The following is a 21,945-nucleotide window of genomic DNA, read 5'->3' on the forward strand; positions in this document are numbered from 1 at the left end:
ATATACACAAAATGGCTGAAGCCTGGGAGCAGAAGGGCATCGGCGTTGTGTGCGCAACTGACGCCGATTTCCCGGACAGGCTGCGGCGGATTTTCGACCCGCCGCAGGTGCTGTATTACCGCGGCCGCCTGCCTGCTGACGAGCTGTTGATCGCCATCGTCGGCGCCCGCAAGGCGTCGGCGTACGGCCGGAACGCGGCGGCGTCGCTGGCGTCCGGCCTGGCCTCCGCGGGAGCGGGGGTGGTGAGCGGCGCGGCCCGCGGCGTCGACAGCGCGGCCCACGACGGTGCTCTTGGCGCTGGCGGTTATACTGTGGCGGTGCTGGGCTGCGGCGTGGATGTGGTTTATCCGCCGGAGAACGGTAAATTGCTGGCGCGGATCGCCGAACAGGGGGCGATCGTGTCGGAGTACTGGCCGGGAACCGACCCCCTGCCGCATCACTTCCCGGTGCGCAACCGGATAATCAGCGGTTTGGCCCGTGGCGTCGCGGTGGTGGAGGCGGCCGAGAAGAGCGGCTCGCTGATTACGGCCGACTGGGCTTTGGAGCAGGGCCGCGATGTGTTCGCCGTGCCTGGCAGTATTTTTTCCGCAACCAGCGCGGGCGCGAACAGGCTGATCAAGCAGGGGGCCAAGCCGGTGACGACGGCGGCCGATATTCTCGAGGAGTACGGGCTGGCCTGCGGCGACGGCAAGAAGAGGCCGCCGCGGCCGGAGCCGGCCGGCGACGAGGGGCGGGTATGGGCCGCCTTGAGCTGCGATACGCCGCTGACTGTGGATGAATTGATCATGAGGGTCGGGTTGCCGGCCCCGGTTATTACATATATATTATTGCAGCTCGAGCTGAAAGATATGGCAGCCGAGTTCGGCGGACGACGTTACGTCCGCCTGCCTGGGAGGGAAATGGGTGAGTAAAGCGCTGGTCGTAGTCGAATCGCCGGCAAAAGCAAAGACGATCGAGAAGTTTCTCGGCAAGAACTACACTGTAAGGGCGTCGATGGGGCACCTCCGCGATCTGCCCAAAAGTCAATTCGGTGTGGATATCGAGCATGATTTCGCCCCCAAATATATCAATATCCGCGGCAAGGGCGACCTGATCAAGAATTTGAAAGAAGAGGCCAAAAAGGCCGGCGCTGTTTACCTGGCAACCGACCCTGACCGGGAAGGCGAGGCGATCGCCTGGCATCTGGCCCACCTCCTGGGCATCGGCGAGCAGAAGGCCTGCCGGATCGAGTTCAACGAGATCACCAAGCCGGCCATCCAGAAGGCGGTCAAGCATCCGCGTCCCATCGATCTCTCACGGGTGGACGCCCAGCAGGCCCGCCGCATCCTCGACCGCATCGTGGGCTATAAGCTGAGCCCGCTGTTGTGGCGCAAGGTCCGCAAGGGCCTGAGCGCAGGCAGGGTGCAGTCGGTGGCGGTGCGCCTCATCTGCGACCGCGAGCGGGAGATCCAGGCGTTCGTGTCGGAAGAGTACTGGACGGTGACCGCCAAGCTCAGAACGAAGCCGAAGGGCGGTCTGTTCGACGCCGAGTTGGTGGCGGTGGACGGAAAGAAGCCGGAGATCGGCAGCGAGGCTGCCGCCGGCAAGATAACCGGCGAGATGGAGAAGGCGGATTACCGCGTCCGCGAGGTCAAGAAGCGGGAGCGCCGCCGCAACCCGGCGCCGCCGTTCATCACGAGCAGCCTGCAGCAGGATGCCGCCCGCCGCCTGGGCTTCACGGCCCGCAAGACGATGCTGCTCGCCCAGCAGCTTTATGAAGGCATCGAGATTACCGGCGTCGGACCGGTGGGCCTGGTGACGTATATCCGCACCGATTCGACGCGGGTGGCGACCTCCGCCCAGGAGGAGGCGCGCAGCTATGTCACCGCTAAGCACGGGCGCGATTATCTGCCCGACAAGCCGCCGATCTACAGCACGAAAAAGAACGCCCAGGACGCCCACGAGGCGATCAGGCCGACCAGCCTGGAGCTGAGCCCTGACGCGGTGCAGGGCAGCCTCAGCCGCGACCAGCTGCGCCTTTACGCTCTTATCTGGGAACGGTTCGTCGCCAGCCAGATGGCGCCGGCCGTATACGACACGCTGACGGTGGAGATCGCCGCCGGCCGCTTCGGCCTGCGGGCCTCCGGCTCGATCCTGAAGTTCCCCGGTTATCTCGCCGTGTACGGCGACAGCCGCGACGAGGCCGAGAAGGACGCCCTGCTGCCCGAGGTGGCGGAGGGCCAGGAGCTCAAGCTGCAAAAGTTGCAGCCCAAACAGCATTTCACCGAGCCGCCGCCGCGCTATACGGAGGCTTCGCTGGTGAAGGTGCTGGAGGAGAAGGGCATCGGCCGGCCGAGCACTTACGCCCCGATCATCGAGACGATCCAGGAACGGGGCTATGTGCTGAAGGCCGAGAAGAAGTTTGCGCCGACCGAGCTGGGCTTTGTGGTGGTCGATCTTTTGAAGGAGCATTTCCCCGATATCGTGGACGCCGATTTTACCGCCGAGATGGAGGACCGCCTCGACGGCATCGCCGATGAGAAGGTTTCGCGCGCCAAGGTTTTGAAGGAGTTTTACGACCCGTTCGCCGCCACGCTGACGAGCGCCGACGAGAAGATCGGCAATGTCGAGCTGCCGGTGGAGGTGTCGGATGTGCCGTGCCCCAATTGCGGCCGCATGCTGGTCGTGAAGCACGGCCGGTTCGGCAATTTCCTCGCTTGTCCGGGTTTCCCGGAGTGCCGGACGACCAAGCCGATCCTCAAGGATACCGGGGTGAAGTGCCCGCTGTGCGAGGGGGCGGTCGTGGAGCGCCGCACAAAACGGGGCAAGGTGTTTTTCGGCTGCGCCAATTATCCCGAGTGCCAGTTCACTACCTGGGATACGCCGCTCAAGGATACGTGCGAGACGTGCGGTTCTTTCAAGGTGCGCCATAATTTCAAGGGTGGCCGCTTTATGGTGATGTGCGGCAACGCTAATTGCCCGACCCGCGTCAAGGCGGAAGCGGCGGCAGCGGCGAAAAAGACGGCCAAGCCGACCAAGTCGGCCAAGACGAGCGCCAAACGGAAAGCAGGCAAGAAACGTGGCTAAGGTAATCGTCATCGGCGCCGGCCTGGCCGGCAGCGAGGCCGCCTGGCAGATCGCCGCGGCGGGGGTTGATGTCGAGCTTTACGAGATGCGCCCCAAGGTGCTGAGCCCGGCCCACCACGGCGGCCTGTTCGCCGAACTGGTGTGCAGCAATTCGCTGCGGGCGGCGGCGATCGAGAACGCCGTCGGCCTGCTGAAGGAAGAGATGCGGCGCCAGGAGTCGCTGATAATGCGGGCCGCGGACGCCTGCCGCGTCCCGGCCGGCGGCGCGCTGGCCGTCGACCGCGACGCTTTCAGCGCTTATGTGACGCGGGCGCTGACCGACCATCCGCGGGTGCGGGTGGTGACCGAGGAGGTGACGGCGCTGCCTGCGGACCGTCCGCTGGTCGTGGCGAGCGGGCCGCTGACTTCGCCGGCCCTGGCGGCGGCGATCGGCGCGCTGACCGGCGAGGAGTATCTGTATTTCTACGATGCCGCCGCGCCGATCGTGAGCGGCGATTCGCTCGATATGGACGTGATTTTCCGCGCTTCGCGCTACGGGAAGGGCGACGACGATTATCTCAACTGCCCGCTGACGAAGGAAGAGTACGAGGCGTTCTGGCGCGAGCTGACCAATGCCGCTACGGCGCCGGTGAAGGAGTTCGAGAAGACGGTGTTTTTCGAGGGCTGCATGCCGGTGGAGGCGATGGCCGCCCGTGGCGTCGACACGCTCCGTTTCGGGCCGCTGAAGCCGGTGGGGTTGCGCGATCCCAGGACGGGCGCGCTGCCTTATGCCGTCGTCCAGCTTCGCCAGGACAACGCCGCGGCGACGCTCTATAATATGGTGGGCTTCCAGACTCATTTGAAATGGCCGGAGCAGGAGCGGGTTTTCCGCCTGATCCCCGGCCTGGGGCGCGCCGAGTTCGTCCGCTTCGGGGTGATGCACCGCAACACTTATCTCAATTCGCCGCGCATCCTGGCGCCGACGCTGGCGATGCGGACGGCGCCCGGCCTGTTTTTCGCCGGCCAGATCACCGGGGTGGAGGGGTATGTGGAATCGGCCGCCGCCGGCCTGGTGGCGGGCACGAACGCCGCCCGCCTGGCGAAGGGCCTGGAGCCGGTCGTTTTCCCGCCGGCAACCGCGCATGGCGCGTTGTGCCGCTATATCACCACCGCCGACCCGGCGAATTTCCAGCCGATGAACGTCAATTTCGGCATTATGCCGCCGCTTGAGGTGCGTATCCGCGACAAAAAGGCGAAGAACAGAACGATCGCCGAGCGGGCTTTGTGCGAATTGAGTGAATTTATTGGAATAGTCGGAAAATAATTTTCAAAAAAACTTGCGGCATTATTGCATAATTCAGACTAGTATGCTACTATAAATTAGTGATTTTTCTTTGCGGAAAATCGACAATTAAGCGTGGTAACTATGGAAACAGCAACATTTTACCTGACGGATTTCTTCCGCTATCTCCGGGTGCAGAAGAATGCATCGCCTCATACCGTAAAAAGCTACCGGGCCGATCTTGACCATTTTCTCGTTTTCGCCGCCGCTAAGCTGGGGATGGACGAAGTACCGCTGGCCGCTGTCACGCCGATTCTGATACGGGCTTATCTCGCCAACCTCAAGGATGAGGATTACGCACGGCGTTCCATTGCCCGCAAGATGGCTGCACTGCGGTCCTTTTTTCGTCATTTGTGCCGGGAGGCGATACTGCAGGAGAACCCGTTCAGCGCGGTGAGGACTCCCAAGCTGGAGAAAAAATTGCCGAGTTTCCTCGATCCGGCAGAGATGCTCGCTTTGCTCGAGCTGCCTGACAAGAGCAGCCTCGGACGCCGCGACGCCGCCATCCTTGAGCTGTTGTACGCGACCGGCATGCGGGTCAGCGAGCTGGCCGGCCTGGCGGTGCGGGACGTTGATGCTGACAGCGGCTACGCCCTGGTGTACGGCAAGGGGGCGAAGGAGAGGGTGGTGCCGGTGGGCCGCAAGGCGCTGGCCGCCGTCAAGCTGTATCTCGACCTGGCCCGCCCGCGGCTTTTGGCGGCGGGGCAGCCCCACAACACTCTGTTTGTCAACAGTCGCGGCGGACCGCTTACCGACCGGAGCGTGCGCCGCGTGGTCGATAAGTATGTGGAGGCGCTGGCGCTTGCCAAGCATGTCAGCCCGCATACCATCCGCCATACATTCGCGACTCATTTACTGAACAACGGCGCCGATCTCCGTTCGGTCCAGGAGCTGCTGGGCCACGTCAATCTGTCGACAACCCAGCTTTATACCCATGTTACCAAGGAGAGGCTCAAGTCAGTCTATTCGCAGGCGCATCCGCGCGCATAGGAGGAATGCCCGTGTTTCATGCTACGACCATCGTAGCCGCGCGCCGCGACGGCAAAACGGCCATCGCCGGCGACGGCCAGGTTACTTTCGGCCAGAATACCGTCATGAAGCACAACGCCAAGAAGGTCCGCCGCCTTTACCACGGCAAGGTGCTGGCGGGGTTCGCCGGTTCGGTGGCCGACGCGTTTACGCTGTTTACGAAATTCGAGCAGAAGCTTGAGGAATACAACGGCAACATGATGAGAGCGGCGGTCGAGCTTGCCAAGGAATGGCGACTGGACCGCGTGCTGCGCCGCCTGGAGGCGCTGCTGATTGTCGCCGATGCCGATAATATGCTGATAATCTCCGGCAATGGCGAGGTCATCGAGCCCGACGACGCCGTGACGGCGATCGGTTCGGGAGGGCCTTACGCGTTGGCTGCGGCCCGCGCCCTTATGGCCCACTCGGCCCTGACGGCGCCCGAGGTAGCCCGCGAGGCACTTGCCATTGCCGCCGATATCTGCGTATATACCAACAACCACATCACGGTGGAAGAATTGTAGAGAAGGGGGGAATATCTTGACTGAACTGACGCCAAGACAGATCGTCGCCGAACTCGACAAGTTCATCGTCGGCCAGCGGCAGGCGAAGAAGTCGGTCGCGGTCGCCCTGCGCAACCGCTGGCGCAGCAAGCAGCTCTCAGCGGATCTGAAAGAGGAGATTATCCCTAAGAATATATTGATGATCGGCCCTACGGGGGTGGGCAAAACCGAGATCGCCCGCCGGCTGGCCAAACTGGTCAACGCGCCGTTTATCAAGGTGGAAGCGACGAAGTTCACGGAGATCGGCTATGTCGGCCGCGATGTGGAGTCGATGGTCCGCGATCTGGTGGAGACCGCCATCCGTATGGTGAAGCAGGAGCGAATGGCTGAGGTGGCCGAGAAGGCACGGGAATTGGCCGACGAGCGCATTCTCGATTATTTCCTGCCTGCGGCGAAGAAGGATACGGCCCGCAATCCGTTCGAGCTGCTTTTTTCCGGCGGTCTCGGTCAGCAGCCGGCCACGCCGGCCGCTCCGGAGGAACCGGCCCCGAACACGGCCCGCGACTGGTGGCGCGCCCGCCTTGAACGCGGCGAACTGGAGGAGGAGTTGATCGAGATTACGGTCGAGGACAGCTCACATCCGATGATGGGGATGTTCGCCGGCACGGGCGCGGAAGAAATGGGCATAAATATTCAGGATATGCTGGGAAATCTAATGCCCAAAAAGCAAAAACGGCGCAAGGTAACGGTTTCCGTAGCCCGCAAGATATTTACCCACGAGGAAGCCCAGAAGCTCATCGATATGGATGAGGTTAACGCTTCGGCGGTGACGCTGGCGGAAAACTACGGGATAATTTTCCTCGACGAGATCGACAAGATCGCCGGCCGCGGCAAAAGCGCCGGTCCCGATGTTTCCCGCGAGGGGGTGCAGCGGGATATCCTGCCGATCGTGGAAGGGTCGACGGTGGTAACAAAATACGGGCCGGTGAAGACCGACCATGTTCTCTTCATCGCCGCCGGCGCCTTCCATATTTCCAAGCCTTCCGATCTCATCCCGGAGCTGCAGGGCAGGTTCCCGATAAGGGTGGAACTGGCCAGCCTTTCGAAGGAGGATCTCAAGCAGATCCTGACCGAACCGGCCAACGCGCTGCTCAAACAATACACTTCTTTACTGGCGACGGAAGGGATTGCCATCGACTTTGGCGAAGATGCTATCGATGAGCTTGCCGAGATCGCCTGCAAGGTGAACGCCCAGACGGAGAATATCGGCGCGCGGCGGCTGCACACTATCCTGGAGAAGCTGCTCGAGGATCTGGCCTTCGAAGCCCCCGATATCGCCGCCGGCAAGGTGCTAATCGACCGCGCTTATGTGAAAGGCAAGCTGGATGCGATTGTCGTCAATCAAGATTTGAGCCAGTTTATTCTTTAGGGGAGAGATACAACCGAGAATTAAGGCTGGTTTAAAAGCTCCAGACTATTAAACAGCCGACTAGAGAAAAAAGTCTAGCGAAAGGCAGGATTGATCACAGTGTCGTCAATGTTGGACCGTACCCGGAAAATTAATCGTTTGCTGCAAAAATCCGACAAAGTCAAATATGAAGAGATTTCTTCTGTTCTGAGCCAGGTTATGAGTTCGAATGTGTATATCGTCAGCAGGGAAGGCGCAGTGCTGGGCTTCGCGCTCATCGACCAGTTCGAGTGCGAGATCATGAGGGAGCGGGTTTTGTCCAAAGGGCTGTTCCCCGACCGGTATGTGGAGTTTTTGCTCAAGATCCAGGAGACTTCGCCCAACCTGCGTCTGGAGAACGGGTTGTGCGCTTTTGCCGAGAATACGAGCTGCATCGCCAATGACAAGTTTACGACGATCATCCCCATCCACGGCGGCGGCGAGCGCATCGGTACGCTTATTGTCGCCAAGTTCGACCGGGAGTTTAACGATGACGATCTTATCCTGGCCGAGTACGGCGCGACGGTCGTCGGGATGGAGATTCTCCGCGACCGCAGCGAGAAGATCGAGGAGGAGGCCCGCAAGAAGGCGACGGTGCAGGTTGCGCTGGGCACGCTGTCGTATTCGGAGCTGGAGGCCGTGATGCATATCCTCGGCGAGCTGGAGGGCAACGAGGGCCTGCTGGTGGCGAGCAAGATCGCCGACCGCGTGGGCATAACCCGCTCGGTGATCGTGAACGCGCTCAGGAAGTTCGAGAGCGCGGGCGTGATCGAGTCGAAGTCGCTGGGGATGAAGGGCACGTATATCAAGGTGCTGAACGAGCGCCTGCTCGATGAGCTGAAGAAGCTGAAGAAGTAGGGGAGGCCCGCCAAACGGCGGGCCTTTTTATGTGCCTGCGCGCTTAATATATCAGGGCTTTGCGACGAATTATATGGTGACGGTCGGGCAAGAGGTAGGAGGTTTTCGCGCTTTGCCAGGTTTTTCCCCTCGGCCGTAAGACTGTTGCAGTTGTCGGATTATGGCGGTTGACGGGTAGTTATTGACGAATTTCATAAATTTACATGGAAATTTAATCGTTTAAGCGACATAATAGCGTTATTTGTGAAAGGATTTTCCTGAATTATGTAGAATGATGCAAAAGATATAGTATTTTTGTCTTCATTTTTGACTGTATTGGGGGGCTATCTTGTGGTTAAATCGATTTTATCGTCACCTCAGGAGTCGGTCCTTGAGCAGGCGCTGGGGGCGGCCGCCCTGCGGCATAAGGTTATCGCGAACAATATCGCCAATGTGAATACACCCGGGTTCAAAAAGAGCGATGTGGTGTTCGAGGAAAAGCTGGCCGAGGCGATGTCGGGCAAGAAGGCTAATATGACCCGCACTCATGCCAAGCATCTGCCCGGACGCCAGGGCGACGTTTTTTCGCCGTCGGTGGTGACGGATACGAAGACTTCGCTGCGGACGGACGGCAATAATGTCGATATCGACGCCGAGATGGCGAATGTGGCCAAGAACACGATTTATTACAACGCGGTGGCCCAGCAGCTTGGCGGTTATTTTTCGAATCTGAAGTCGGCGATTAGAGGAGGCAATTAACGATGGGGATGTTCGGGGCTATTGACGCCGCGGCGTCAGGGATGACGGCCGAACGCCTGCGCATGGATGTTATCGCCAATAATCTCGCCAATGTCAATTCGACGAGGACGGCGGAGGGCGGCCCTTATCGCCGCCAGATGGCGGTGTTCGCCCCCCGGTCCGGCGGTTCGACCTTCGGACAGATGCTGGCCGCGAGTTTCGATGGCGGCGCCGGGGTGCGGGTGGTGGGTATTGTGAAGGATAGTTCGCCGTTTAAGATGGTGTTCGATCCTAAGCATCCCGACGCCAACGCCGACGGGTATGTGTCGATGCCGAATGTGAATGTGGTGGCGGAGATGGTGGATATGATGACCGCCACCAGGGCGTATGAGGCGAATGTGACGGCGGTGAACGCCGCTAAGGGGATGGCTACGAAGGCTTTGGAAATTGGCCGCTAGGCTAAGGAGGATTGTGTATGCGCATTGATCCGATTGCCCTTACGCCCGCAGGCGCTGCCCGTACCGCCGCCGGCGCGTCGCCGGCAGCCGCGGAGGGCGGCAAGAGTTTTGGCCAGATCCTCGCCGATAGCCTTGGCGAGGTGAATAAGCTGCAGCTGGACGCCCAGCAGGCGTCGCTGAATCTGGCCGCCGGCAAGATCCAGGATGTTTCCGAGGTTGTAATCGCTACGGAGAAGGCGACGATTGCTTTGCAGCTTACGATGCAGGTGCGAAACAAGGTTGTCGAGGCTTATCAGGAAATGATGCGGATGCAGGTATAAATGCCGGGCGTTAGCCTCGGTCCTTATTTGTCACTTGGAGAGGTGGAGCCATGGCCGACTGGAAGGAGCAGGCATTAAGCCTCTGGCAGAATATCGGCAAACGGGAACGGTATATGATTATCGGGGCGGCGGTGCTACTGTTCGTGGCCATTATCGGCTGGAGCGTGTGGTGGGGCGGCCGGCCTGAGAATGTGCCGCTGTTTACCGGGATGGATGCCAAGGATGCCGGCGAGGTTGCCGCGAAGCTGAAGGAGCTGAAGATTCCGTACGAGATCGGCAACAACGGTACGGCTATCTTGGTGTCGTCGAAGGATGTTTACCGCGTGCGCCTCGATTTGGCTAGCCAGGGGTTGCCGCGCGGTTATAAGGGTTTTGAGATTTTCGACCAGAATAAGTTTGGCGCGACGGAGTTTCAGAATAAGGTTTATTATCTGCAGGCGCTCCAGGGGGAGCTGACCCGCACGATCGAGCAGATGGCCGAGGTGGAGAAGGCCAGGGTACATATCGTGCTGCCGGAGGACAGCCTGTATAAGCGCAACGAGAAGCCGGCGACGGCGTCGATTATGCTGAAGCTGCGCCCTTCCGCCCAGCTTACGCGCGAGCAGGTGAAGGGGATCGTGAATCTTGTGGCCCACAGTATCCAGAGCCTCAAGCCCGAGAATGTGACGGTTGTGGACAGTTTCGCCCGCGTGCTGAACGATCAGCCCGAGTCGCAGCAGTTGCCGACCGCCGCTTCCCTGACTCAGTTGGAGATGACGAAGAAGGTGCAGGATAATCTGCAGAAGAGCGTGCAGTCGCTGCTGGAGCAGGTGCTTGGCCCGAATAAGACGGCTGTGCGGGTGAGCGTGGAGCTGAATTTCGATTTGCGGACGGTGGACCGCCAGGTGTTCGAGCCGGTGGTGGACGATAAGGGGATTATCAGGAGTTCGCAGGATGTGAACGAGAGTTTCAAGGGCACGAGTCCCCAGCAGGGCGGGGTGCCCGGGACGACGACGAATATTCCCGGTTATGTGACGACCAATCAGGGTCAGTCGCAGTATGAGAAGAAGGAATCAACCCGCAATTATGAGATTAATGAGCTTAAAGAGAAGACTGTCGTAGCTCCCGGCTCGATCCGCCGCCTGGCGGTGTCGGTGCTGGTGGATGCGAATGTGAATAATGCCCAGCGGGAGAGCATCCTGAAGGCGGTGTCGTCGGCTGTGGGCTATAATGCCGGCCGCGGCGACGTTATTTCGGTGGAGAGCATCCCGTTCAGCACCGAGCTGGCCGACCGCCAGAAGCGCGAGGAGCAGGAACTGGCGGAGCAGCAGAAGCAGGCTTTGTATATGAAGATCGCGGTGGCGGTGGTGGCGCTGCTGGCCGTGCTGTATGTGGTGCGCACGTTCCTGCGCAAGCGTCAGCCGGAGGAGCCTGAGTTTATGGAGATTCCTGTGCAGTCGCCGGCCCATATTATGGAGGCGGCCGCCGCGAAGGAGCTTTCGCCGCAGGAGAAGGAACGCGCCGCGCAACGGGAGGCTATCGCGAAGATGGCCAAGGCGAAACCGGAAGAGGTTGCCCAGCTTGTCAAGGCTTGGATTAATGAGGAGTAGGCAGGAGGGTAAGGGATGTATCAGCCCTCAGATATGAACGGCAAGCAGAAGGCGGCGATTTTGCTCATCTCCCTCGGGCCGGATGTGGCGTCTCAGGTTTTCAAGCACCTGAAGGAAGAGGAGATCGAGAAGCTGACGCTGGAGATCGCCAACCAGCGCAAGGTGACGCAGGAGAGCAAGGATAAGGTGCTGGTGGAGTTCCATCAGATGGCGCTTGCCAAGGAGTATATTTCGAGCGGCGGTATCGATTACGCCCGCGAGATTATCGAGAAGGCCCTCGGCCAGGAGAAGGCGATGATGATTATCAACCGCCTGACTTCAAGCCTCCAGATCAGGCCGTTCGATTTCGCCCGCAAGACCGATCCTTCCCAGTTGCTGAATTTCATCCAGAACGAGCATCCCCAGACGATCGCCCTGATTATGGCTTATTTGCAGCCTGAGCAGGCGGGGACGATTTTGTCGGCGCTGCCGCCCGACCGGCAGGTGGATGTGGCGAAGCGGATCGCGCTGATGGACAGGACGTCGCCCGATGTGATCAAGGATGTTGAGCGTATCCTGGAGCGCAAGTTGTCGTCGCTGGTGACGCAGGATTTTACGGCCGCCGGCGGTGTGGACGCGATCGTCGAGGTGCTGAACCGGGTGGACCGGACGACGGAGCGGACGATTATCGAGAATTTGGAGATTCAGAACCCGGAGCTGGCGGAAGAGATCAAGAAGCGGATGTTCGTGTTCGAGGATATCGTGCTGCTGGACGACCGTTCGCTGCAGCTGGTGCTGCGCGAGATCGATTCCAAGGATTTGGCGCTGGCGCTCAAGGCTTCGTCGAGCGAGGTCGCCGAAAAGGTGTACAAGAATATGTCGAAACGCGCCGCCGAGATGCTGCGCGAGGAGATCCAGTATATGGGCCCGGTGCGCATCCGCGATGTGGAAGAGGCGCAGCAGAAGGTTGTCAATGTTATCCGTCGTCTCGAGGAGTCGGGTGAGATTATTGTTTCCCGCGGTAAAGGAGACGAGATAATTGTCTAGGATTTTCAAGGGCGTATCCCTGCGCGAGACGCCGCATGTGGTTACATATACGCCGCCCCGCCTGCCGGAGCCGGAGCCTGACGAGGAGCCGCTTGCGGACGAGGAGGGCGCCGACGCCGAGGAGGAGCTTCTGTCGGCGGCCGGCGGCGAGGCGATCGGCATCATTTCCGCGGCCCGCGAGAAGGCGGCCGCGGTGGTGGCGGCCGCCGGCGAGGACGCGGCGAAGCTGCGGCGCGAGGCGTATGACGAGGGCTATGAGAAGGGGTTCGCCGAGGGCCAGGGGCGCGGCGAGGCCGCCGGCCTTGAACAGGCCAGGGGCGCGATCGCCGAGGCGGCCGAGAAGGCGTCGCAGATTATGGCGCTTGCCAGGCAGCAGGCCGATGAGGCGTTCAACGGCGCCGAGCGGCAGGTGGTGGAGCTGGCGCTGGCTGTGGCTTCAAAGGTGCTGGCGCGCGAGGTGGCGGAGAACCCGACGGTGATTCTGCCGATTGTCAAGACGGCGCTCGAAAAGGTGCAGGATCAGGAGCAGATTACGATCCGCGTTAATCCCGAGTGCTACGAGCTGGTGCTGGCCGCCCGGTCCGAGCTTCAGGCCGGTCTGGCGCGCGCCGGCAGTGTGGCGGTGGTGGCGGATGCCGCCCTCAAGAACGGCGACTGCATTGTGGAGACGCCGTACGGGACGGTGGACGCCCGCATTGATACGCAGCTTGAACTGGTGAAGGCGGCGCTGAAGGAGCTGCTGCCGTGACGGCCGTGAATGTCGCCCGTTATGTGGATGGGCTGAAAAGCATAGACTCGATTCAACAGGTGGGCAAGGTCAGCAAGATTATCGGCCTGCTGATCGAATCCCAAGGTCCCCGGGTCAATCTGGGGGATTTGTGTTATATCACCTCGCCAGATGACGGTTTCAGCCTGCCGGCGGAGGTGGTGGGGTTCCGCGACAACAGCGTGCTGCTGATGCCTCTGGGCGAGCTGCACGGCATCGGCCCCGGCTGCCAGGTGGTGTCGGCCCGGCGGAAGCTGTCGGTGAATGTGGGCCGAAGCCTTCTCGGCCGCATCCTCGACGGGCTGGGCAATCCGATCGACGGCAAGGGCCCGCTGACGGGCAGCGAGGAGTATCCGCTCCATGCGGTGCCGCCGCCGCCGCTGTCGCGTCAGCGGATCACCGATAAAATTTCCGTGGGCGTCCGCGCCGTCGACGGTCTTCTGACCCTCGGCCGCGGCCAGCGGGTGGGGATCATGGCCGGCAGCGGCGTGGGCAAGAGCACGCTGCTGGGGATGGTGGCCCGCAACACGGAGGCCGATATAAGCGTCATCGCGCTGGTGGGCGAACGCGGCCGCGAGGTGCGCGAGTTCATCGAGCGCGACCTCGGCGAGGAAGGACTGAAGAGGTCGGTCGTCGTTGTGGCGACGTCGGATCAGCCGGCGCTCCTGCGTCTCAAGGGGGCGATGACGGCGACGGCGGTAGCCGAGTATTTCCGCGACCAGGGTCTGAATGTCGTGCTGATGATGGATTCGGTGACCCGGTTCGCGGTCGCCCAGCGCGAGGTAGGGCTGACGGTCGGCGAACCGCCTGCGACCCGCGGCTATACTCCGTCGGTTTTCGCGCTGCTGCCAAAGCTGCTGGAGCGCTCCGGGACGGGGGATAAAGGGTCGATCACCGGCATTTATACGGTGCTGGTGGATGGCGACGATATGAACGAGCCGATCGCCGACGCGGCGCGCAGCATCCTCGACGGCCATATCGTTCTTTCGCGGTCGCTGGCGGCCCAGAACCACTACCCGGCGATCGACATCCTCCAGAGCGTCAGCAGACTGATGCTGGAGATCGTGGACGAGGAGCACTGGGACGCGGCTCAGAAGCTCAGGACGATGCTGGCGACTTACCGCGAGGCGGAGGATCTGATCAATATCGGCGCATACGCGCATGGCAGCAATCCGGCGATCGACCAGGCCATCCAGATGATCGGCCCGATCAGGGAGTTTCTCCGCCAGAGCGTCCGCGAGCAGACCGGGCTGCGGGACGCGGTCGACCGGCTTGTGGCCCTTACCCGATAATTTTTTACGGCAGGCGAGGTGATCTGCGGTGCGGCCGTTCCAGTTCCGTCTTGAGACGCTCTTAAAGTTACGCCGCATGCAGGAGGAACAGGCGCAGATAAAACTGGCCGAGGCGACGGCGCAGTATGTGGCCGAACGGGAGGCGCTGGCCGCCCTGGAGGCGGAGCTGGCCGACCATGTCGCCGAATACCGCCGCACGCTTTCCGAACCTGTCACGGTGGCAGTACTTAAGATGTTTCGGGATTATAACGATAAATTAAAAGGGGATATTTCTCTTCAGCATATCCGGGTGGAGTCGGCCGCCCACAGACGGCAGGAATGCCTTGCCGCGCTGGAGGAGGCCGCGAGAGCCCGCAAGCTGGTGGAAAAGCTGCGCGAGAAGCGTCTTGCCCAGTATCAGGCCGAAGCGCTGCTCGAAGAGCAGAAGCTGCTGGACGAACTGGGGTTGCAGGCCTTCGTGCGCAACGGCTAGGAGTGCAAATGGAAGGTATGCAACGGGTGATGCAGCGCATCGCCGCCATCGAACAGCGCTTTCAGCAGATGCAGCCGGTGCAGCCGACGGTCCAGGAGGACGGGTTCGCAGCAGCCATGTCCAAGGCGCAGGGCGCCGCAGGGCCGGTGAAGATGTCTGCGGCCGGACGGCAGGAAATCGCGACGCTTGTCCAGGCGGCCGCCAAACGGCACGGCGTCGACGCCAATCTGGCGCTGGCGGTAGCGGTGGCGGAGTCAGACCTTCAGCCGCAGGCGGTTTCGACAGCGGGAGCGACGGGTGTGATGCAGCTTATGCCCGAGACGGCCCGCTCGCTGGGGGTGCGCAATATCCACGACCCGCGCGAGAATATCGACGGCGGGATCCGTTATCTGAAACAGATGCTTAACGCTTTTGGCGGCGATGTCGTAAAGGCTGTCGCCGCGTACAACGCCGGGCCCGATGCGGTGCGGCAGTATGCCGGAGTGCCGCCTTACCCGGAGACGAAGGCGTACGTCAACAAGGTTTTGAGCCTGTGCGGCTGAACCTTACGCAAAAGGTGGGCTGATACCGTTCATGGCTGAAAAGAAGAAGCAGCCCGAGAAAGAGAAACCGGGCGCGAAAACCGCCGCCGCGAAAGCGCCGGCCAAGAAAAACAAATTCCGCTTTCTGCTGATGGCGACGCTCGTCCTGCTGGTGCTGCTGATGCTGGCCGGCGGCAGCCTGTACGCCGCAGTGTTCTTTAAATTCATCGACGTCGACGCGCTGGCCGCCCAGTACAATCTGGCCTCATACCCGGTTATCGGGCGTTATTTCGCCAAGCCGGCGGCCACTAATTTCGAGACTGTCGACCTGCCGCCCGAAGCCGCCAAGGAAACGCCGGCCCCCGCGCCTGCGGCGCAGGCCGCCCCGGCTCCCGCCGCTGCCGCGGCATCGCCCGACGAACTCAAGGCCAGGGAGGCCAAGGCGAAGCAGGAGGAGGCCAAGCGCATTTCCCGGCTGGCCCGGCTGTACGCCGAGATGAAGCCCGACGAGGCGGCGCCGATCCTCAACCAACTGGACGACCCGACCGTCCTGGCGATCTTCAATAAGATGGAAGACAGCCAGGTGGCCAAGCTGATGGCGCTTTTCGACGCCCGGCGGGCCGCCCGCCTCACCCAGGATATGCTGAAAGGCAAGACCATGTAAGTGGCCGGCCTTTTAGTATAGATAGCTCACTGAAAGGAGGTGAATGAATGGATGTAGTATTAATGCAGTTCGCTGCGGAGACTCAGACCGCCGCGCCGCCGAAAGGGCAGGGAAAGCCCGCAACTTCCCAGGGCAAGGACGGCGGGGAGTTCGGGGCGATGTTCGCCGGCCTGGTGGCTGACGGGCAGCCGCAAAACGGCGAGGCGAAGAAGCCGGACGCCGAGGCCCAGGCCGCCGGCGAAACCGTTCAGGTGTTTGCGCCGGGGATGTGGAATGTCGCCGCGCTTATGGTGCAGGCGCCGCTTACGGCGACGGTGGAGCAGACGGCCGCACTGCCATCAGCCCAGGATACGACGGGGGCGATAACGCCTCTGCCGGCCACGGCGGGACAGACCGCCCAGCCAACGCAAACGCTGCCTCTGCCGCAGCTTACCGCTCCGGTAACGTTTGACGCCGGTCAGCAGACGCTGCCCGAAGCGATCGCCCAGCCGGCGGAGCAAAAGCCCGCGACACAGGTTACTGAGCAGGTTCAGCAGGCGCCGGTCTTGAGTGTCGGGCAGACGATGCCAACCAGGCCGCAATTGCCGCAAATGCCGGTAATGACGACAGCTCCGCTACCGACGGCACCCGCGCCAACGAGCGAAGCCCAGGCAGCTCCGCTGCCGACGGCACCCGCGCCAACGAGCGAAGCCCAGGCAGCTCCGCTGCCGACGGCACCCGCGCCAACGAGCGAAGCCCAGGAAATCCCGATTCCGACGGCAGCGGCCATACCGGCGCCGGCCGAAAAGCCCGACACCGCGGCGACCGGACAGGAAACGGCAGCAGAGCGGCAGATCAAGCCGACGGTGATCACGCCGGCGACGATAACGGCGGCAATAGCCGGCGGACCGCGCCAGACAGAGAAACCCGCCGTTGCGCAGGATCCTGTGACCGCAGTTGAAGGCGAAGCCGAAGTGCAGCCCCGGATCGCGCCGGCGGCGGCCATGACGGTTGCAGCAAGCGGCGAGACACAGACAACAGGCGACGACAGCGCTGCGTTTTCGACCGAGAACTTCCCGCCGGCAGCCCGGAATGCCGCGCCGCCCCCCGAGACGGCAACCGCAAACCAGCTGTTCGCGGCGCTCGTCGACCAGACGGCGGGACGCGCCAACGCGGCCGAGAGCATGTTCGCCGCAGCCGGCAATCAGGGGACGACGTCAGCCCAGGACCCGTACAACGTCGCCGGACAGATCGTCGACAATGCCCGCCTTATCACCCGGGCCGAGAACAGCGAGATGGTCATCAGGCTCAAGCCCGAACATCTCGGCGAGCTGACCCTGAAGATCGTGGTCGACAGCGGGGTGGTCAGCGCCACCTTCCACGCGAAGAACGCCGAGGTCCGCGCCGCAATTGAAGCTTCGCTGCCCCAACTCAGGCACGATATGGCCAACCAGGGACTGAAGGTCGATAATGTGGGTGTGTACACAGGTCTCGACCAATTCTTCGCCAACGACCAGCGCCACGCCCCCCAGCAGCAGATGCCGCAGACGGCGCGCCGGCCCAGCGAAGACGCGGTTTTCGCCGATACGGCGGCCGCGGTTACGGCTCTGGGAACCCAGAATGTGTCAGGCGGGTCGGGGATCGACTACCGGATTTGACGCACAGGAGGTGAAACAATGGCGATCGTATCAAATACCGGTTCTTACGCGACCGGGAGCGCGGCCACGACTTCGACAACCAAGGGCACCGGCGAAGCTTCTTCGCTCGGCAAGGACGAATTCATCAAACTGCTGGTCGCACAGATGCAGAACCAGGACCCGCTCAGCCCGATGGAAGACACTGAATTCATCGCCCAGATGGCGCAGTTTTCCAGCCTGGAGCAGTCGATGAACATGACGAAGACGATGAATATGATGCAGGCTACGGGTATGATCGGCGCCGAGGTCTACTGGACGGACGACAAAGGCATCCAGTACGCCGGAGTGGTGAAGTCGGTGAGCATCGTGAACAACGAGCCCAAGCTCCAGATCAACGATACGGCGGTCGAGCTGAGCGCGCTGACCAAATACCCCGAATACAGCGACCCGACAAGCCTTATCGCCAAGGATGTAAGCTGGCAGGACGCGATATCCGGCATCGAACTGAGCGGCACGGTGGCGAGCATCGCGGAAAAAGACGGCAAGAAGTACGCGGTGATAGCCGGACCGAAAATAACGCTCGACAAGGTGACCCAGGTACAGAAACCGACGACGACCGCGTAAGGAGGTGGAAGGATGACCGACAACCGCATTTACTATCAGCAGCCGATCCTGCCGGTGCAGAAACCCGGCCAGGGGACGGCGGCGCAATCCTCCGCCAAGACGGCCGACGGACATTCGTTCAACCAGGTGCTTGCCCAGGAACTGACCGGCGTGAAGTTTTCCCAGCACGCCCTTCAGAGGCTGTCGAGCCGCAACATCAAGCTCGACGGCGGCGATCTCGCCAAGTTATCCGGGGCGGTGGACAAGGCGGCCCAGAAAGGGGCCCGCGATTCGCTCATCCTGATGAACGATCTGGCGCTGGTTGTCAGCGTCAAGAACCGGACGGTCATCACGGCCATGGACGGCACGAATATCAGAGACAACGTATTCACCAACATCGACAGCGCAGTGATTGTGTAGGGCTGGACCTCTCAGGGAGCCCGCGGCCGCCGAACGATTGACGCGGCCGCGCCATCGCGCGCAAGAATTAAGGGAGGTCATTTATTATGATGCGTTCACTTTTCGCCGGCGTTTCGGGTCTGAGAAACCACCAGACCCGCATGGACGTAATCGGCAACAACATCGCCAACGTCAACACCGTAGGTTTCAAGGGCAGCCGGGTCAGTTTCTCGGATGTCATGAGCCAGACCATCCAGGGCGCTTCGGGCAGCACGGGCGACCGCGGCGGCACCAACCCGATGCAGATCGGTATGGGCATGGGCCTGGCCAGTATCGACACGGTCTTCACCGACGGCTCGTTCCAGCCGACCGGCAAGCAGACCGACCTTTCCATCCAGGGCCAGGGCTTCTTCATCCTGTCGGACGGCGACGGCCAGGTTTATACGCGGGCCGGCAACTTCGACTTCGACGACACCGGCAACTACCTGGTGCCCGGCACAGGCTACAAGGTAATGGGCTGGATGGCCGACGCCAACGGCAACATCAATACCGCCGGCACGATCGGCGCCATCCAGATCCCGGTGGGCGCGGCGATGGCCGCGAAGACGACGACGCAGATGGACTTCGCCAACAACCTGTCGGCGGCGGCGATCAACGGCACGAAGGCGACGACGTCGATCAACGTGTACGACTCGCTCGGCATCAGCCACAAGATCGTCCACACCTTTGTGAAGGAATCGGATAACACCTGGCTGTACGGCACGTCGGTGGACGACGCCACCACCCCGCCCGGCGTCACCGGCGCGCTGGGCAAGGTGGTGTTCACCTCGACCGGCGGCGTGCAGTCGATCGGCGGGATAACGGCGACGGTGCCGACGACGGCGCTGACCGTACCGACCTTTAAAATGGACCCGACCCTCAACGCCACCCACACCCAGAATTTCACGGTGTTCGACGATGACAACGTGCCCCATGTGTACAAAGCGACCTTCACGACGACGGGCGCGACCACCTGGTCGTACTCGCTGACCGACCAGGCCAACCCGGAAGGGGTGGCCGCGACCAGCGGCACGATTACCTGGAACGGCGGCACTTCGACCTATACAGGCTTTGGCCCGCTGAATGTCAACGGCACCAATGTGGCCTTCAATATCACCACCCATTCGGACCCCGCTGGCGGACCGACCTTCAACGCAACGTCGACCTCGCCTTACACGGCGACGGCGATAGCGCCGCTGGGCTTCACGCCCTCCGGCGGCGGCGACCCGATGAGCGTCAACCTGGTGCTGTCGAAGCTGACCCAGTTCGGCGGCGCGACGACAATCCAGGCGGTCAACCAGGACGGCTATTCGTCCGGCACGCTGGACACGACGACGATCGACCCGCAGGGGGTCATCATTGGCCGGTTTACGAACGGCCAGAGCAAGAACCTCGGCCAGGTGGCGCTGGCGACCTTCAGCAACCCGGCCGGCCTGAATAAGGCGGGTAGCAGCCTGTTCGCGGAGTCGAACAACTCGGGTGTGGCCCAGGTCGGCACTGCCGGCAGCGGCGGCCGCGGCAAGCTCAGTCCCGGCACGCTGGAGATGTCGAACATCGACCTGGCGCAGGAGTTCAGCAATATGATCATCACCCAGCGCGGTTTCCAGTCCAATTCGAAGATCATCAGCTCCACCGACGAGATGCTGCAGGAGCTGGCGAACCTGAAACGTTAAGCCTGACGCCTGACGGGGCGGGGGAGGGGGCAGCCCCCTCCCGGCCCGCGGGCGAAACTATAGGGGGGCTCGCGAATGATTAAGCTGACGAAATTCAAGTCCCACGACCACGACTTCGTCTTAAACGCCGAACTTATCGAGACTATCGAGGAAACGCCTGATACGGTCATAACTCTCACGAACGGCAAGAAGCTGATTGTCGCCGAAGGGATGAACGAGGTGGTGCGGCGGGTAATGGATTACCGCCGGGAGATTTTCCGCAATATGCGATAGTTGAGGTGTTGGCATGGATCTGACGACAATTCTCGGTTTGGTGATCGGTATCGGGGCGCTGCTTGTTTCGGTTGTGCTGGAGGGCGGGCATCTGGCCAGCCTTATCAGCATTCCGGCATTTGTGGTCATATTCGGCGGTACGATCGGCGCTACCGCCATCGGCTTTACGCTCGAAGAGCTGAAGACGGTGCCGACGCTGATGCGGATCGCTTTCAAGGACGAGAAGCACGATGTGGCGAGCCTGATCGCCACGCTGGTGAGCTTCGCCGAGAAGGCCCGCCGCGAGGGCCTGCTGGCCCTGGAGGAGGACCTGAACGCGATCGAGGACAAGTTCCTCAAGAAGGGCATGCAGCTGGTAATCGACGGCACGGACGCCGAACTGGTCCGCAGCATCATGGAGACCGAGCTGGCTTTCATCCAGGAGCGCCACCACAAGGGGGCGAGTATTTTCGACGCCGCCGGCGGCTACGCGCCGACGATGGGGATCATCGGGACGGTCATGGGGCTGGTGCACGTGCTGGGCAACCTGTCGGACACCGAGTCGCTCGGTCCGGCGATTTCCACGGCTTTCCTGGCAACGCTTTACGGCATTTTTTCCGCCAATATTTTTTTCCTGCCGCTCGCCGGTAAGCTCAAGAACCGCAGCGCCCACCAGGTGCTTGTGTACGAGGTTACCCTGGAGGGCATTCTGTCTGTTCAGGCCGGGGACAATCCGCGCATCGTGGAAGAGAAGCTGGAGGCTTTCCTGGCGCCTACGAAGAGGAAAAATCCGCAGATGCAGGGCGAGGAATAGAGGCCCTGAACGCTGATATACATATGACTGGAGGAGTTGCGGCATGGCAGAAGAAGGCGGCAAAAAGTATTCGGTGATGATGATTGTCGGCTTGATCGTCGTCGGGCTGATATTGGCCGGCGGCATTTCGTATTTCATCGCGACGAAGGTGATCAGTTCGAAGACGGACGGCAAGGCGGCGGCGCGCGAGCCGGGCGTATTCCTGAAGCTCGGCGATCCCAAGGACGGGCTGATTATCAATATCGGTGGTGTGTCTTCGGGTCGATATTTGAAAATAGGTGTCATATTAGAGCTAAAACCTGCGAAGAATGCCCCGCCGGCAGGAGGAAAAGCCGCCTCTCCCGATGAAATTAAATCACTAGATGCGGTGGTTCAACTGCTGCGGTCCCAGAGGGTGGAAGATTTCGAGCCGTCCCGCCAGGAACGGCTTAAGGACTTGATTAAGTCCGAGGTTAACCGAGCTCTGGGCGAAGAAAGGGTTTACGAGGTCTTTATCACCAATTTCGTGCTTCAGTAAGTTT

At 61.5% G+C, this 21,945-nt stretch carries 24 protein-coding genes; all 24 read left to right on the plus strand.

Translation table 11 applies throughout. The features are described 5' to 3' along the window. The first annotated feature begins 11 nt into the window (after positions 1–11). Positions 12–911 (plus strand): DNA-processing protein DprA, encoded by a 900-nt coding sequence (gene dprA, locus RIN56_01430; GenBank protein ID MDR7865442.1) that lies wholly within the window; start codon positions 12–14, stop codon positions 909–911. Next, the gene (gene topA, locus RIN56_01435) at positions 904–3,066 is read left to right on the plus strand and encodes a type I DNA topoisomerase (GenBank protein ID MDR7865443.1); all 2,163 of its coding nucleotides are present in this window, start codon (positions 904–906) and stop codon (positions 3,064–3,066) included. Before dprA ends, topA begins: the two co-directional genes overlap by 8 nt. After that, positions 3,059–4,369: a methylenetetrahydrofolate--tRNA-(uracil(54)-C(5))-methyltransferase (FADH(2)-oxidizing) TrmFO gene (trmFO, locus tag RIN56_01440; GenBank protein ID MDR7865444.1), complete on the plus strand. Its 1,311-nt coding sequence runs from the start codon at positions 3,059–3,061 to the stop codon at positions 4,367–4,369. Before topA ends, trmFO begins: the two co-directional genes overlap by 8 nt. 102 nt (positions 4,370–4,471) lie before the next feature. Then, positions 4,472–5,377 (plus strand): tyrosine recombinase XerC, encoded by a 906-nt coding sequence (xerC, locus tag RIN56_01445; GenBank protein MDR7865445.1) that lies wholly within the window; start codon positions 4,472–4,474, stop codon positions 5,375–5,377. 5 nt (positions 5,378–5,382) lie between these two features. Next, positions 5,383–5,919: an ATP-dependent protease subunit HslV gene (hslV, locus tag RIN56_01450; protein ID MDR7865446.1), complete on the plus strand. Its 537-nt coding sequence runs from the start codon at positions 5,383–5,385 to the stop codon at positions 5,917–5,919. 16 nt (positions 5,920–5,935) lie between these two features. Continuing rightward, positions 5,936–7,327: an ATP-dependent protease ATPase subunit HslU gene (hslU, locus tag RIN56_01455; GenBank protein MDR7865447.1), complete on the plus strand. Its 1,392-nt coding sequence runs from the start codon at positions 5,936–5,938 to the stop codon at positions 7,325–7,327. Between the two features lie 99 nt (positions 7,328–7,426). Next, positions 7,427–8,203, plus strand: coding sequence for a GTP-sensing pleiotropic transcriptional regulator CodY (codY, locus tag RIN56_01460; protein MDR7865448.1), 777 nt, complete (start codon positions 7,427–7,429; stop codon positions 8,201–8,203). A gap of 330 nt (positions 8,204–8,533) precedes the next feature. Further along, a complete protein-coding gene (gene flgB / locus RIN56_01465; GenBank protein MDR7865449.1) occupies positions 8,534–8,941 on the plus strand; it encodes a flagellar basal body rod protein FlgB in 408 nt (135 codons plus the stop codon). A 2-nt stretch (positions 8,942–8,943) separates the two neighbouring features. Further along, on the plus strand, positions 8,944–9,378 hold the full coding sequence (gene flgC / locus RIN56_01470) for a flagellar basal body rod protein FlgC (protein ID MDR7865450.1): 435 nt from the start codon (positions 8,944–8,946) through the stop codon (positions 9,376–9,378). A 17-nt stretch (positions 9,379–9,395) separates the two neighbouring features. Next, positions 9,396–9,698 (plus strand): flagellar hook-basal body complex protein FliE, encoded by a 303-nt coding sequence (gene fliE / locus RIN56_01475; protein MDR7865451.1) that lies wholly within the window; start codon positions 9,396–9,398, stop codon positions 9,696–9,698. A gap of 50 nt (positions 9,699–9,748) precedes the next feature. Continuing rightward, positions 9,749–11,287: a flagellar basal-body MS-ring/collar protein FliF gene (fliF, locus tag RIN56_01480; protein ID MDR7865452.1), complete on the plus strand. Its 1,539-nt coding sequence runs from the start codon at positions 9,749–9,751 to the stop codon at positions 11,285–11,287. 15 nt (positions 11,288–11,302) lie between these two features. Next, positions 11,303–12,313 carry a flagellar motor switch protein FliG gene (gene fliG, locus RIN56_01485; GenBank protein ID MDR7865453.1) on the plus strand — a complete coding sequence of 337 codons (1,011 nt, stop codon included), beginning with the start codon at positions 11,303–11,305 and terminating at the stop codon, positions 12,311–12,313. After that, positions 12,306–13,061, plus strand: coding sequence for a FliH/SctL family protein (locus RIN56_01490; protein ID MDR7865454.1), 756 nt, complete (start codon positions 12,306–12,308; stop codon positions 13,059–13,061). The genes fliG and RIN56_01490 overlap by 8 nt, the downstream gene beginning before the upstream one ends. After that, positions 13,058–14,371 (plus strand): flagellar protein export ATPase FliI, encoded by a 1,314-nt coding sequence (fliI, locus tag RIN56_01495; protein ID MDR7865455.1) that lies wholly within the window; start codon positions 13,058–13,060, stop codon positions 14,369–14,371. The genes RIN56_01490 and fliI overlap by 4 nt, the downstream gene beginning before the upstream one ends. A gap of 28 nt (positions 14,372–14,399) precedes the next feature. Next, the gene (gene fliJ, locus RIN56_01500; GenBank protein MDR7865456.1) at positions 14,400–14,843 is read left to right on the plus strand and encodes a flagellar export protein FliJ; all 444 of its coding nucleotides are present in this window, start codon (positions 14,400–14,402) and stop codon (positions 14,841–14,843) included. Between the two features lie 8 nt (positions 14,844–14,851). After that, positions 14,852–15,385 carry a lytic transglycosylase domain-containing protein gene (locus RIN56_01505; GenBank protein ID MDR7865457.1) on the plus strand — a complete coding sequence of 178 codons (534 nt, stop codon included), beginning with the start codon at positions 14,852–14,854 and terminating at the stop codon, positions 15,383–15,385. A 31-nt stretch (positions 15,386–15,416) separates the two neighbouring features. Next, complete coding sequence (locus RIN56_01510; GenBank protein MDR7865458.1) at positions 15,417–16,028, plus strand: magnesium transporter MgtE; 612 nt, start codon at positions 15,417–15,419, stop codon at positions 16,026–16,028. A 47-nt stretch (positions 16,029–16,075) separates the two neighbouring features. Further along, complete coding sequence (locus tag RIN56_01515; GenBank protein ID MDR7865459.1) at positions 16,076–17,665, plus strand: flagellar hook-length control protein FliK; 1,590 nt, start codon at positions 16,076–16,078, stop codon at positions 17,663–17,665. Between the two features lie 18 nt (positions 17,666–17,683). Then, a complete protein-coding gene (locus RIN56_01520; protein MDR7865460.1) occupies positions 17,684–18,268 on the plus strand; it encodes a flagellar hook capping FlgD N-terminal domain-containing protein in 585 nt (194 codons plus the stop codon). 12 nt (positions 18,269–18,280) lie between these two features. Next, a complete protein-coding gene (locus tag RIN56_01525; protein ID MDR7865461.1) occupies positions 18,281–18,667 on the plus strand; it encodes a TIGR02530 family flagellar biosynthesis protein in 387 nt (128 codons plus the stop codon). Between the two features lie 86 nt (positions 18,668–18,753). Further along, on the plus strand, positions 18,754–20,358 hold the full coding sequence (locus RIN56_01530; GenBank protein MDR7865462.1) for a flagellar hook-basal body complex protein: 1,605 nt from the start codon (positions 18,754–18,756) through the stop codon (positions 20,356–20,358). 75 nt (positions 20,359–20,433) lie between these two features. Continuing rightward, entirely contained in the window at positions 20,434–20,631 is a 198-nt protein-coding gene (locus tag RIN56_01535) for a flagellar FlbD family protein (protein ID MDR7865463.1), read from the plus strand. Positions 20,632–20,644: 13 nt separating this feature from the next. Further along, positions 20,645–21,424, plus strand: a complete 780-nt coding sequence (locus RIN56_01540) for a flagellar motor protein (protein ID MDR7865464.1) — start codon at positions 20,645–20,647, stop codon at positions 21,422–21,424. Positions 21,425–21,467: 43 nt separating this feature from the next. Further along, positions 21,468–21,941, plus strand: coding sequence for a flagellar basal body-associated FliL family protein (locus RIN56_01545; GenBank protein ID MDR7865465.1), 474 nt, complete (start codon positions 21,468–21,470; stop codon positions 21,939–21,941). The last annotated feature ends 4 nt before the right edge of the window (positions 21,942–21,945 follow it).

It is taken from the genome of Sporomusaceae bacterium, from assembly GCA_031460455.1.
Lineage (GTDB): Bacteria > Bacillota > Negativicutes > Sporomusales > UBA7701 > Anaeroselena.